Consider the following 12,671-nt stretch of genomic DNA (forward strand, 5'->3'; position numbering starts at 1 on the left):
ATATGAAAAATAATCTGAGAAGCAGATGGCCGCTTGTATCGCTGATAATAATGACTTTGCTTTCCATAAGTTATTATCTATATACTCGCGTCACATACCCGATCAACAGGTCTTATTTTGTGCTGAGTTACGGGTTTCTTTGCTTATTCCTCTTGCTGCCCCTTATCTTGTATATCTTCAGGAAAAATATTTACAGTTACAGGCTTGGTTCCCAGCAGGCATGGCTGCAGTCACACATTTATATAGGCATCATAAGCCTGGTGCTCCTGCTCATGCATTCCGGCTTCCGGCTTACCGGAACCTTCAGCATTTTTCTTGTAATGTTATATCTTCTTACCGTTGTCAGCGGGATCGCCGGGGCATTGATCTATAGGTCCGTCCCTCTTTCTTTGGTGAAATTCGGCAGAAAAACAAGATCTGAAGAAGAGTTGATCAGCGATCTAAAGAATTCTCTGGAAGAGGCAGACTCTCTGGTTTCAAAGACTTCCAATGAGCTGAAAAAGATCTATGAAGAAAAAATAAGGCCATCTATCGAATTAGAAAGGATCAAGTGGGAATATTTATTCATGGAAGAAAGGGAGCTGCTTGATAAACGCAGGGGGGAGATCGAGGGATTAAAGGCAAGTGTTCTGAGTCAGGATATTCATGACCTGAATACACTAAGCTCCATTTTTATAGAATCAGAGAAAACCTCTTTTGTATTGGCCAAGATAAAGATACAGGAAGCCTGGCTGAGTCTGCATATGCCTTTAACTTTAGCTTTGCTCACAGGCGTCATAATTCACATAGCTGTCATTTTATATTATTAAATGAAAAATATAGATATCAAGATAATCGCGGGCGTGTACCTCTCTATTTTTGTGATCATCTTTCTTTTTTTATACGGGTACCCTCGCAGTCATGCGGTATTTATGAATGGGGAGATATCATACAAACATTCATACCTGAAGAAAGACTGCAACGCATGCCATGTGCCATGGGAGGGGGTCAAGGACGCTTCCTGTATAAAATGCCATGTTGACAACAAACACTATTATGACGATATAGCAAAAGCCTACATAAATAAAATAAGGTGTTTTGACTGCCATCTTGAACATCAGGGCAGGACATATGACCCGGAAGTAACGGCATATTCCCCGCCGCCTGATCGCAAGTAAATATTGTTTTATCATATATCAATGACAGCGTTGGAGGCAGCATTATGAAATTTATCAGGTCATTTGTAAAGCATATTAAAAAAGAGAGCATGTCAAGGAGAGAGCTGCTGACAGGAGCAGGGAAGATTGCTGTTGGTGCAGCAGCAGGGATCGGCATAGTATCAGCAGGAGGGTTAGGCCTGTTATCTGAAGCTCAAGCCAAAAATACCGAATTCCCGTGGGGCTATAAAAAGATAGACCCTGCCAGGGCGGGGAAGATAGCTTATGAGAACTGGTACAAAAACTTCTGTTGTTATGGAACTACCAGCGGGATACTCTTGCCGCTTCAGCAGGATGTGGGAGACCCTTACACCCGCTTCCCTCTTGAAGCTATGATATGGGGCCACGGCGGAGCAGTCGGCTGGGGAACGCTGTGCGGCTGCCTGACCGGAGCCGGTTTAGCCACTTCTCTCATAGCAGGCCAGGAGGGGGAGCTGATCCTGAATGAAGTAATAACATGGTATACAAAAACTATATTGCCAATCTATGAACCTGCGAACCCCATCGCTCAGATCAGGCAGAAAAATATAAGCGGCTCCGCTCTCTGTCATATCTCTGTCGGAAAATGGATGGCCCAGGAAGGGGGCACTTTCCATTCTCCTCAAAGAATGGAAAGGTGCGCAAGGCTCACGGCGGATGTGACTATAAAGACGGTGGAACTTTTAAATGACTGGTCTGACGGCAAGTTCCAGCCTTCCCGCCGCTCACAGGTTGCGATGTACCAGATGCCTACAGAGAATAAATGCAGGCAATGCCACAGCGGGCTGGAACCCGATGTGCCCGGGGATATATAGTATTTAGTTTCCCCCTTTTCTCCTTTTAGGAAACATATCAAAACTTGACAATTTTGTAAGATAACATAATAATCAAAAGGTGAGTAACTAATCACTCACCTTTAAACTGTTTTCCAGTTTAAGTATATGACAAATGGAATTAGAGGGAGGAAACCTTGGGCAAGCCGCATGAGGAAAGAAAAGAGGAGATCATCAAAAAAACGCTTGAATTGGCTGCTGAAGAGGGGATAACGCGACTGACGACCCAGATCATAGCGGACCGGGTGGGGATTGCGCAGTCAACTATTTTTAAGCATTTTAAAACACGCGACGATATATTCAGCGCCGCCATAAAGTGGATATCGGGTCAGATCTTCAGCCTGCTCGAGCAGAAGACGTCAGTGGAGTCAACAACTCCAATGGAACGACTGCATTATCTCATCAATAGGCATCTTGCTTTGGTGAGCAAACATCGAGGGCTGCCTCGCCTCCTCTTTTCCGACCGCCTGCATCAGGAATCACCTCATCTTAAGAAAGCCGCACAGGAGATAATCACCCGATATATAACTCTTGTTTCAGATATTATCCGCGAAGGAATTAAAGAGGGGCAGTTCCGCAATGATGCAGATCCTGAAGAAACCGCCCGTTGTTTTATAGCACTTCTCCAAGGGGCTATTGTACGATGGTCAATTTTTGATTTTTCATTTCCGATTGAAAAAGAGGGTGAGGTGTTATGGCGTTTTCTCTGGTCGTCACTTGATCCTCACAAGGAAGAAGTCCGGGGCTTGTTATGAGAATCATTGTTCTGCTGATAAGCTCTCTTCTCATTCTTTCAGGGAATTCCCAGGCAGGAGATGAAGCACAGTCAAATATTCTGACAATGCAAACTTGCATTGATAAAACACTTGCAACACATCCTGATATCAAGCAGCTGCTCTTTCAGATGGAACAAAAGGATGCTGCTATAACATCCAGCAAAGCAGACAATCTCCCGCAGGTCTTTGTCAGTGCAGAGTATGACCCGGTAAAAACCTTTGTGATGCCGCAAAATAGCCGCGTTTTGACTGATGACCATGATGCCATGCGGGCAGGCATTAGCCTGACGCAAAGAATTTATGATTTTGGCAGCAGCCGGGGCAGGATCAAGTCATCCGAACTCTCAAAAGAAATTGCCGAGCTCTCACTAAAAGAGGCAAAGAGATTTTTGATCTACCAGGTCCAGACCCTGTACGATACGCTGCTTTTGCAAAAAGAGGCGATGAAGGTAAGAGAAGAAGATATCAAAACCAAAGAAGAGCTCTACCTCCAGGCTCAGGAGCTGGTAAAGAACGGGATGAAGACAAAGGCGGATGAAGCGAGTTTTCTGGCATCTGTTTACAGCGCCAAAGATGCATATTCCGGCGCGCAAGCTGCATTTTTAAAGGCCAGGGTTTTGATGGAGCTTTATATCGGCGAAACTATTGCTCCTGATACGGAGTATGAGGATCTGCTCGAAAAAAGAAGCCTGGCCGAACTGGGCCATGAGGAAGAGATAGAGTTGAAAGCGAACTTTTTGGAGAAGAACAGCAAAATGCAGATTCAGAAGCAGGCCATACGCCAGAGCGAGGCGCTGTTAGCATCTGTTAAAGGCGAGCGGTATGGAACTATCGATGCCGTAGCCTCCTATACGAGAGAGTCCAACTTTTCAGATTATGACGTTTCAATGGCAGGGATCAAAGCGCAGATACCTATCTTTACCGGCGGCTATCTTACAGCCAAGGTAGCCCAGGCAAAAAAGTCTGTCCTCCAGGCGGAAGAGGCTTACTCCTCGCAAAAGCTTAAACTGCTTAATGAGTTTGAAGGGACATTGATCGACCTGCACCGGGCTGATGCGAGTATAGAGGCAAAGAAGGCAGAGATGGAGGCGGCCGGAGAGGCGAGTGATTTGATGGAGGCGCGATACCTGGAGGGACTGTCTACTTATATAGAAGTCCTTGATGCGACGTCTCAGTATCTGAATGCGAAACTGGGGCTGCTGCAGGCACGCTATAACAAAAGCAACTCCCGTTATTATATCGACTACATGACGGCAAAAGAGGAGAATATTCATGAATAGAGGTTGGATCAAATACGCATTGGCAGCTGTTTTGCTATTCGTCAGCGCCTTATTTTTTTACCAAAAGGCCTATGTACCTAAAAGGACATTTACAACCGTTTCACCTTTACGGGGCGATCTTGAAGTGGAGGTCTTTGGTATAGGAGAGGTGGACGCTAAAAACATTTACACCATCAGTTCGCAAAGCGGCGGAAAACTGGATGGAGTATATAAAGACCAGGGCGAATGGGTTAAAAATGGCGAACTTCTCGCAGTTATAGATCCTGTTGATTTGAAGTCAAAGCTTGCTGAAGGCCGGGCTGCTTATCAAAAAGCGCTTTTGGAGATCGAGGCTGCAAAAAAAGAGTATGCCCTCAATGAAGAGCGGCACAAACTGGCCCTGCTCACTTACGAGCGCTATGACAGGCTTTATAAGAAGGAATATGTCGCACAAGCTGAATATGATAATGCCAAAACTGAGATGCTTACATCAGAGATTCAGCTCCAGGGCAATGGCGTAAATATCCGCTCGGGCGAAGCAGAGGCAGCCGGACTTCTTCAAAGCATCAATGGGATTGAAGCGAAGCTTAAAACCCTTCAGATCCGCTCGCCCATCGATGGGTACGTGATCGTCAAAGAGGCTGAAACCTCTGAGACCGTAACACCTTCTCAGCCCATCCTGCGAATCGTCGACCCTGAAACTCTCTGGATACGCACATATATTGACGAGCGCATAAGCGGTGATATCCGCGCCGGACAGCGGGCTGGGATCACGCTGCGCTCGCAGCCTGACAGATCCTTTTCCGGTCATGTGAGCCGTATCAATACCATGAGCGATTCCGTGACGCAAGAGCGTGTAGTTGAGATAATCTTTGACGAGATACCAATGCCGTTTTTTGTAAATGAACAGGCTGAAGTGCATATCCAGGTCAAAACACTCTCCAATATACTTAAGATCCCGGCCTCACTCATTGTCGCATATGGCGGGAAGAAGGGCGTCTGGATCTCAAAAGACAAAGCAGCGCATTTTCAGACACTTGAAATTATCGCGCAAAGCGATGATGAGGTTGCCGTTGGTTCAGGCATCGATGAAAACAGCCGCATCATAATTCCTGATGCTCATAAAAAAACGCTCCATGAGGGGATGAGTATCCGGCCATGATCAATCTGGCGCAAAAAGATATCGCCCATTCTTTGGGTAAATTCATTATCACAGCCATGGGTGTTGGAATGCTTCTGGGCGTGGTGCTTATTATGATCGGCGTCTATCGGGGAATGATCGTGGATGCCGGAATACTTATTGAAGATATCGGCGCGCAACTCTGGGTGGTGCAGGAAAACACGCTGGGGCCTTTTGCTGAGAGTTCACGTGTACATGAAGATCTGAAAGATACGGTCTCTGTTATGCGTGGTGTTGATAAAAGTGAGGCCATTACCTTTCAAAATCTCCAGCTTATTAATGACAAAGGCGATGCCGTGCGGGTATTTTCCATAGGCTATGATCCCTATGGCGCTTTTAAAGTGGTCAATCCCGACCGACTGATCGAGGGGAGAGGCCTGAATAAACAGCATTACGAAATGGTGGTTTCAGAAAAGACAGGATTTATCCTGAATGAACGTATTCAGCTGGGGCGCGACATCTACACAGTTGTGGGTATCACGAGAGGCACTACCTCATCGGCCGGCGACCCGCTCATCTATATCAGCCTTAAAGATGCCCAGCAGCTGCAGTTTCTCTACTCAAACGCAGAGATCAGAAACGACATGGCGCGCGGCATGAACAGCCAGAATTCCCCTATGGCCAATGCGGTTATCGCTACTGTTAAAAGCGGATTTTCTCCTGAGGAGGTTGCCGGAGAAATTCAAAGGTGGAAGCATAAAAGCGTTTATACTCTGGCGGAAGAAAAAAGTATCCTCGCCCAAAACCTGCTCAAGTGGGCGACCAAGCAGATAGGGATGTTCACGGTGATCCTCGTTATCGTCTCAAGCATCATCATCGCGCTCATCATATATACAATGACATTGGAGAAGATCAAGGAAATTTCAATTTTAAAGCTCATCGGCATTCCCAATTGGATGATCGTTAAAATGATCATGCAGGAAACACTGGTGCTGGGTATGTTTGCCTTTGTCTTCGGCAATATCTTTGCCCATCTTATTTATTCCAGGTTTCCACGGCGTGTGGTGCTTGAAATGCCTGATGCGTGGATGCTCTTTGGCGTCATTATTCTTGCATCGATCTTATCATCATTTTTTGGCGTGCGTAAAGTGATCAAGGCTGATCCTGCTGCTGCGATAGGGGGGTAAAGACAAAATGAGCGGACAGAGCATAAAGGTAGAAAACCTCGTCAAGACCTTTGGCGAAGGTGAGAACGCGGTGCATGTCATGAAAGGGGCCTCCTTTGAGATACAAAAGGGTGAATTTGTGGCGCTTGTCGCGCCGAGCGGCGCTGGGAAAACAACTTTGCTTCTGATGATCGGCTGTGTAGTAGAGCCGACCTCGGGCAGCATCTGGCTGGGTGATAAAAAAGTATACGACAACCGCTGGCTCAGCAGTGATACGCGGAAAATACGCCGTGAGAAAATAGGTTTTATTTTCCAGGCGCACTATCTGATCCCTTTTTTAAATGTCCTGGAAAATATTACGCTTCTTCCTATGGCAAACTCCTGGCCCAAAACCAGGGCAGATCAAAAAGCCAGGGAATTGCTCAACTATCTGGATATCGGCGACAAGATACATGCGATGCCAAGTCAGCTCTCCGGCGGCCAGAACCAGCGTGTTGCCATTGCCAGGGCGCTGGCCAGCGAACCGCAGTTCATCCTTGCCGACGAACCTACGGCAGCTCTTGATACGGAGCGATCGGTCAGTGTGGTCAAAATGTTAAAAAAAATAGCGCGCGAGCAGGATGTAGCGATCATCATGGTCACCCACGATGAGAGGATGCTCCCGTATTGCGACAAGATCCTCAAGATTGTTAACGGTAAGATAGAGGTTTCAGTAAGTCCTCATAGAGAGGATCTTAAATAATAAGAAGTTAATAGGAGGATAAAGAGGTTTGTTTGGAGTATATCAATAGTATTTGAGTGTTACCCCTTAACCTCTATCCCCAGCTTCTTCATCTTATACCCGATCTGCCTTGATGTAATACCGAGGAGGCGGGCTGCTTTTGCCTGAACCCAGCCGGTCTTTTCAAGGGCGTCCATGATATTCACCTTCTCAAGCTCCTTCAAATCGGTGGTTAATGACATCTCGCCTCTTGAGGTCTTTGGGCGTTGTAGGCTTAATGATATAGGAAGGTCTGACGCGGATATCTTATCTTTTGGCGACATAACAACGAGCCTCTCAATCGTGTTCTCAAGCTCTCTCACATTGCCGGGCCAGCCGTATTCCAGAAATACCTGCAGCGCGTTCTTATCAAAAGATACAGACCTGTTGTTCTCTTTATTGAACTTCTTTAAGAAATAATCTATCAGAAGCGGGATGTCTTCGCCTCTGTGGTTAAGTGATGGGAGCAGGATAGGTATTACATTAAGCCTGAAGTAGAGGTCTTCTCTGAATCTGTCCTGAGAGACGAGGGCTTCAAGGTCTCTGCTGGTTGCGGTAATTATCCTGATATCAACCTTTATCGTCTTCTGTCCGCCTACGCGCTCAAACTCCCTCTCCTGAAGCACACGCAGTATCTTGGGCTGAAGCAGGATCGGCAGGTCGCCTATCTCATCAAGAAATATCGTGCCGCCGTTTGCAAGTTCGAACTTGCCGCTCCTTGCTGATATCGCGCCAGTGAATGCGCCTTTTTCATGGCCGAAGAGTTCTGACTCAAGAAGCCCCTCAGGTATGGAGGCGCAGTTGAACTTGATGAAAGGCCCTTTGCTTCTCGGGCTCATATAATGGATAGCCTTGGCGATAAGCTCTTTTCCCGTTCCGCTCTCGCCTCTCAAAAGGACGGTCGCCTTGGACGGGGATACGCGGTGAACAGCCTCAAATACCTCCTGCATCCGGTCTGACTCGCCTATGACATTGGCTATGCTGTATTTGCCTTTCAGCTCACGCTTCAGGTGCTCTTTCTCTTTTTCAACTTCTTCATAGCTCTCTCTGAGCTTGATGAACTGGGCGATGAGTGACGCCACTATATTCAGCACCCTGAGGTCGTCATCCACATTGCCGTGCTCTGTTGTGTATATCCTGTCAACGCTCAGAACGCCGAGAGGCTCGCTCTTGAACTTTATCGGCACGCAGAGAAATGAGATGCCGTCCTTCTCAGGCCTTGAGCCTGTCTTGTTTAGAAAGAGCGGCTCCTTACCTATATTTGAAATGACCATGGGGCTTTTCTGTTCAAGCACCCTTCCTACGATCCCTTCGCCTATCCGATACTTGCCTTTCTCAATATTCTGTTTTGTAAGCCCGTGCGCTGCGACTATCCGCAATTCATTTGATAAAGGGTCAAGCAGAAAGACGCATCCGCGCTGAAGGTCAAGCATCTCGCCAAGTGTGGACATAACAGAAGAGAGGTTCTTCTCAAGGTCAAACGAAGTGGTAAGCACTCTGCTCACCTCAAGTATGGCTGTGAGCTCTTCATTCTTCCGCGCTATCAGGTCTGAATCTGAATTCATTTTTTTAATTACTCCCCATATGACAATTTTGTTTCCATGCTACGTTATTGTGCCATAATTTTATAATTTATAAAATAGAAATAAAACGACAGCATGACAGATAACGCTTTACTTGTAACCTGATCAGTATGTTATTGTTAGTTCAGTTGTTGTCTTATTAATGGAAACAACTGACTGGAATAAACTTTAATAATGAGAGCTATAAAAGGTAATTCATATCTTAAAAAATCCGTTCTTTTTCTCATTCTTGCTTTTTTAACGGTCTTTATTGCGGACTATATCGGCCTTTATGAAGAGGTCGGGCCGGAATTGCTTGCCAACAATGACTTCAAAGAGGGGTTTGCCCATTGGAAACGTACCGGGCCTGACGATCTGATTGTGCTTGAAGACCCTCCTGCTGCAAAGCTGTATTCAAAAACGCCGCAGAATAATATAAGTTTTTTTCAGGGCATTGATGAACCCGGACGATTCAGGCTGCTTAAACTTTCAGGAGATTTAAAGACTGAAGCGGTCAGCGCCGGCAGCAGGGAATGGTACAGGGCAGGGCTGGTTTTGGCACACTTTGATGCCAAGAGAGAATGGATATCTGCCCCGCATGTTGTTGTTGCCCTTACAGGAGATAATCCCTGGAAGAGATATGAGATGCTCTTCAAGATAAAACCTGAAGCTGAGCAGGTAAGGGTTATCGCGCAGCTGATCAAAGTCACCGGTTCTATGTGGGTCAAGAACCTCAGCCTCAGAGAGGCTGTTGAAAAACCGATATACAAATACTGGCAGTTTATCTATGTGCTTTGGTTTATTTTTCTTGCATGGTTATTGCCGCCTCTTGTTATTGACTGTAACGGCATGATACTTAAAGCAGTGGTTTTTTTTACAGTTACAGTAATTCTTTTCGGGGCTCTGACCCCGGGCACCAGCAAGCTTCAGTTTCAGGAGGATGCGGCAGGTACCATAAAAAAAATAACCGGCCAGGAACGGCCTAACATAGAAATTAAAGATAAAATAGCTGTACAAGAAAAGCTGAAAATTACCAAACGATGGATCCTGGCAGACAAGAGCGGCCACTTTATTCTCTTCTCTATTCTTGCCTTAAGCCTGGCAGCAGGCTTCAGCATGGACAGATACATGATGCTCATAATAGTTGTAGCTATGTTTGCGGGGACTACAGAGGTTATGCAGTTTTTTGTTGATGACCGTACACCTCAGATCTATGACTGGCTTATTGACCTTAGCGGAGCGGTATCAGGGTTTCTTCTTTTTGCAGCGGTCAGAAGAAAAATATCTCCTGCAGCAGATCCTTCCATGCCGCAGGAGACGATTGATTAATTTCCGCAGCAGAGACGCTTCATGCTCTTTTTTCCTGTAGCCGAATATGACAGAATTACTTCCACCTTTTTCCCGCACAAACTGCAGAGCTTTGAAATGTTCTTTGCTCCTGCACGCGCGGATACATTTGTCTTGGATTTTCCAGCCATTTTTACTTCCTCCTTTTATATGAGACTCTAAATTGCAGTACTTATGTCGCAGACGCAAAAATTTACCTGCGATGTTTCCTTTTCCATTGGTATTGAAAGCAGAATACGTCAGGACGGTAAAACCGCGGAACGAGATATCTTACTTAAAAGCCAAATTATTTGTCAATGCCAAGGCAATAGAGACTGTCCAGCCTAAAAGAGCATTAATTATTCTCTTTCATCTCCCATACACCGCAGGGGCATATGCCTGCGCAGAAGCCGCAGCCTATGCAGAGGTCCTTGTCAACAACGTATTCATAAAAGCCCTTGCCTAGATCTTTTCTGCTGATAGCGCCGTAATAGCAGGTTGCTTCGCACATATGGCAGTCCCTGCATGCTGCGCAGGACATGCAGCGGTCAGCTTCGGTCTTAGGTTTAAAAGGTTCACCCTTGCATAAGTCGTAATATGCCGCCTTTATCTTTTCGTATTGAACAACCGGCCTCGACAGAAGTCTGTTATATGATAGCCCGGAGATCAGGGCATGCACTGCTTCAGCTGCCTTTTTGCCGTGTCCTATCGCGTGCGTGACAAGCCCGAGGCTCGTTACATCGCCTATCGCAAATATTTTAGGATCTGACGTATAGCCTGCCTCATCAGCCTCTACCCACCCGTTCTTATTAGTCTGGACACTTGGCGGCAGAAAGCCTGTCTCAGGCATATCGCCTATCGAGACTACAACGAGGTCAGCCTCAAGGCTTGAACCATCCTTGAAATATATATTTCTCTCTTTCTTGACATACTTATCAGTGAACTTCGGCCATGCTATTTTGGTGCCGAGAGACTCTGCTATGTTCAGCTCCTCGCCGAATGCAGCAGGCTTTTGAACATCAACAGCGGTCACCTCTTTTGCCCCGCATTGATAGGCCTGCGCAGCGACATCCATGCCGACATTTCCAGCTCCGATAATGACCACTTTCTTGTCCTTCAGGTCAGGCAGTTGTCCCAGGTTTATTCCCTTTAGAAAATCGTATGCAGTTACCATATCTTCAATTCCCGGGACATTGAGCTTTCTCGGTTTGTGCGCGCCGCAGGCTACGATTACAGCATCATGGTTCTTATAGAGCTCCATGAATTTCTTCTTATCTATTGTCACACCGAGGTTTGACTTGATGCCTATCTCAGTGAACTTCTCAAGCTCTTTTTTGAGGACCTTCTGCGGAAGCCGTTCTCTTGGTATGCAGTATTCAAGCTTTCCGCCGAGCTTATTCTCTGATTCAAATATCTCCACATCATGGCCTTTAAGCCTTAACTGCCATGCCGCAGAGAGGCCGCCCGGGCCGCCGCCGATGACGGCTATCTTTTTGCCGGTCTTTGCCTTAGGCTTTGGAGCTTTGGCTCCGATACTCGCCTTTCCGAGATCTTTAATGCTGACAGCTGTATCAAGCCTCGCCCTTGTGCATGATTCCATACAGAGGTTCGGGCATATCTCGCCACATACTGTTGCAGGCAGCGGGCTGTACTCCATGACAAGCTCCATAGCTTCTTTGAGCTTTCCTTCCCTTATGAATTGTGTGCGCCTTTGTGTCGGGATGTTGCTCGGGCAGCTGAATTCACAGGGCGGAGAATACTTCATATTGTTCCATAATGGCTTATAACGCCTTTCATCGCCTGTTGTAATATATGGGAGAATGGTCATGGGATGTGTTATATACTCGGCAAATATCCCGCCCTTGCCAACTCCGTCGTCCCATACCTTATTGCGGAAATCCACAAGGGACATCTTCAATTTACCTTTTTTTGATTTCTCCTGCGCTGTGAAAGGTATGAACTTTCTCCACTCTTTTCTGGAACCGGTAAGCTCTTTATAATGATCGCTCCTGTCGATGGCCTTGAGATAAGGCTTCATATTCTCAGTCAGCCATTCCCAGTCCTGATCTGTAAGGTCAAGAAGTTTCACATCAGATTTGCTGTAGCTTTCGTCTATCGGGCCGCGGAAGTAGACGACTCCGCCGACCATTCCGACGCAGGGCCTGTAGCCGAGTATGTTTCTGGGGTTTCTGGGATTTACTCCGCATATGACAGATATTCCGCCTGCCTTGAACTCTGCAAAGGTATCTCCCACATTCCTGAAGTACCATGACTCAGGAGGATTGAACCTCGGGTTGTGCTTTGTCATGGTGTCGCAGCGCGCTCCTCCGCTGCCCTGAACATAGAGCCTGCCCTGGGCACAGGCGTTATGCGCTCCGTTTGTGACATCACCCAGGACTGTAATATCTGCACCGCAGTTTACCCAGCCTATGTCGTCAGAGGTTCCGCCTTTGACAAGGATCTCAGTGCCGAACATTCCCATGCTGCCGAGCCTTTGCCCGACAGGGCCTTCAACAGTTATCTTTACAGTATCCCCTGTAGGCCAGATGCGTCCGCCGATACCATGCTGGCCATCCGCGATTATGTGAAGGTTTCTGGCGCCGCCTTTTACGGCATCCTGAATCTCTTCCTCAAGTATCCTTGAAGGGGTTCTCTTGCCGCTTATGTTTGCTTTGATAGTTATCTTTTTCATTA

The 12,671-nt window shown here is 46.7% G+C and carries 12 protein-coding genes; 9 read left to right on the forward strand and 3 right to left on the reverse strand.

The features are described from left to right. The first annotated feature begins 2 nt into the window (after positions 1-2). The 8 genes from Q7U10_05575 (at position 3) to Q7U10_05610 (ending at position 7,071) form a co-directional block, all read left to right on the forward strand. Positions 3-809, forward strand: coding sequence for a hypothetical protein (locus tag Q7U10_05575; GenBank protein ID MDO8282081.1), 807 nt, complete (start codon positions 3-5; stop codon positions 807-809). Continuing rightward, positions 810-1,157, forward strand: coding sequence for a cytochrome c3 family protein (locus tag Q7U10_05580; protein MDO8282082.1), 348 nt, complete (start codon positions 810-812; stop codon positions 1,155-1,157). 44 nt (positions 1,158-1,201) lie between these two features. Beyond that, positions 1,202-1,990: a C-GCAxxG-C-C family protein gene (locus tag Q7U10_05585; protein ID MDO8282083.1), complete on the forward strand. Its 789-nt coding sequence runs from the start codon at positions 1,202-1,204 to the stop codon at positions 1,988-1,990. 155 nt (positions 1,991-2,145) lie between these two features. After that, positions 2,146-2,763: a TetR/AcrR family transcriptional regulator gene (locus Q7U10_05590; protein MDO8282084.1), complete on the forward strand. Its 618-nt coding sequence runs from the start codon at positions 2,146-2,148 to the stop codon at positions 2,761-2,763. Continuing rightward, complete coding sequence (locus Q7U10_05595; GenBank protein MDO8282085.1) at positions 2,760-4,064, forward strand: TolC family protein; 1,305 nt, start codon at positions 2,760-2,762, stop codon at positions 4,062-4,064. Before Q7U10_05590 ends, Q7U10_05595 begins: the two co-directional genes overlap by 4 nt. Beyond that, positions 4,057-5,205 carry an efflux RND transporter periplasmic adaptor subunit gene (locus tag Q7U10_05600; protein MDO8282086.1) on the forward strand — a complete coding sequence of 383 codons (1,149 nt, stop codon included), beginning with the start codon at positions 4,057-4,059 and terminating at the stop codon, positions 5,203-5,205. The genes Q7U10_05595 and Q7U10_05600 overlap by 8 nt, the downstream gene beginning before the upstream one ends. Next, complete coding sequence (locus Q7U10_05605; protein MDO8282087.1) at positions 5,202-6,350, forward strand: ABC transporter permease; 1,149 nt, start codon at positions 5,202-5,204, stop codon at positions 6,348-6,350. The genes Q7U10_05600 and Q7U10_05605 overlap by 4 nt, the downstream gene beginning before the upstream one ends. A gap of 7 nt (positions 6,351-6,357) precedes the next feature. After that, positions 6,358-7,071, forward strand: coding sequence for an ABC transporter ATP-binding protein (locus Q7U10_05610; GenBank protein MDO8282088.1), 714 nt, complete (start codon positions 6,358-6,360; stop codon positions 7,069-7,071). 59 nt (positions 7,072-7,130) lie between these two features. Here Q7U10_05610 and Q7U10_05615 read toward each other — a convergent pair whose 3' ends face one another. Continuing rightward, entirely contained in the window at positions 7,131-8,654 is a 1,524-nt protein-coding gene (locus Q7U10_05615) for a sigma 54-interacting transcriptional regulator (GenBank protein ID MDO8282089.1), read from the reverse strand. A gap of 192 nt (positions 8,655-8,846) precedes the next feature. Here Q7U10_05615 and Q7U10_05620 point away from each other — a divergent pair, with 192 nt between their 5' ends. After that, positions 8,847-9,980, forward strand: a complete 1,134-nt coding sequence (locus Q7U10_05620; protein MDO8282090.1) for a VanZ family protein — start codon at positions 8,847-8,849, stop codon at positions 9,978-9,980. Here Q7U10_05620 and Q7U10_05625 read toward each other — a convergent pair. Continuing rightward, a complete protein-coding gene (locus Q7U10_05625; GenBank protein ID MDO8282091.1) occupies positions 9,977-10,129 on the reverse strand; it encodes a hypothetical protein in 153 nt (50 codons plus the stop codon). The genes Q7U10_05620 and Q7U10_05625 overlap by 4 nt on opposite strands. Before the next feature lie 203 nt (positions 10,130-10,332). Next, positions 10,333-12,669, reverse strand: a complete 2,337-nt coding sequence (locus Q7U10_05630) for an FAD-dependent oxidoreductase (protein MDO8282092.1) — start codon at positions 12,667-12,669, stop codon at positions 10,333-10,335. Positions 12,670-12,671: the final 2 nt, after the last annotated feature.

The sequence above is a fragment of the Thermodesulfovibrionia bacterium genome (assembly GCA_030646035.1).
In the GTDB taxonomy this organism is placed as follows: Bacteria; Nitrospirota; Thermodesulfovibrionia; order UBA6902; family UBA6902; genus JACQZG01.

What these genes read in the sequence shown, in the direction of transcription:
- Q7U10_05575 (MDO8282081.1), top strand. Translation starts at nt 3, where the DNA reads ATGAAAAATAATCTGAGAAGCAGATGGCCGCTTGTATCGCTGATAATA.
- Q7U10_05580 (MDO8282082.1), top strand. Translation starts at nt 810, where the DNA reads ATGAAAAATATAGATATCAAGATAATCGCGGGCGTGTACCTCTCTATT.
- Q7U10_05585 (MDO8282083.1), top strand. Translation starts at nt 1,202, where the DNA reads ATGAAATTTATCAGGTCATTTGTAAAGCATATTAAAAAAGAGAGCATG.
- Q7U10_05595 (MDO8282085.1), top strand. Translation starts at nt 2,760, where the DNA reads ATGAGAATCATTGTTCTGCTGATAAGCTCTCTTCTCATTCTTTCAGGG.
- Q7U10_05600 (MDO8282086.1), top strand. Translation starts at nt 4,057, where the DNA reads ATGAATAGAGGTTGGATCAAATACGCATTGGCAGCTGTTTTGCTATTC.
- Q7U10_05605 (MDO8282087.1), top strand. Translation starts at nt 5,202, where the DNA reads ATGATCAATCTGGCGCAAAAAGATATCGCCCATTCTTTGGGTAAATTC.
- Q7U10_05610 (MDO8282088.1), top strand. Translation starts at nt 6,358, where the DNA reads ATGAGCGGACAGAGCATAAAGGTAGAAAACCTCGTCAAGACCTTTGGC.
- Q7U10_05615 (MDO8282089.1), bottom strand. Translation starts at nt 8,654, where the DNA reads ATGAATTCAGATTCAGACCTGATAGCGCGGAAGAATGAAGAGCTCACA.
- Q7U10_05620 (MDO8282090.1), top strand. Translation starts at nt 8,847, where the DNA reads ATGAGAGCTATAAAAGGTAATTCATATCTTAAAAAATCCGTTCTTTTT.
- Q7U10_05625 (MDO8282091.1), bottom strand. Translation starts at nt 10,129, where the DNA reads ATGGCTGGAAAATCCAAGACAAATGTATCCGCGCGTGCAGGAGCAAAG.
- Q7U10_05630 (MDO8282092.1), bottom strand. Translation starts at nt 12,669, where the DNA reads ATGAAAAAGATAACTATCAAAGCAAACATAAGCGGCAAGAGAACCCCT.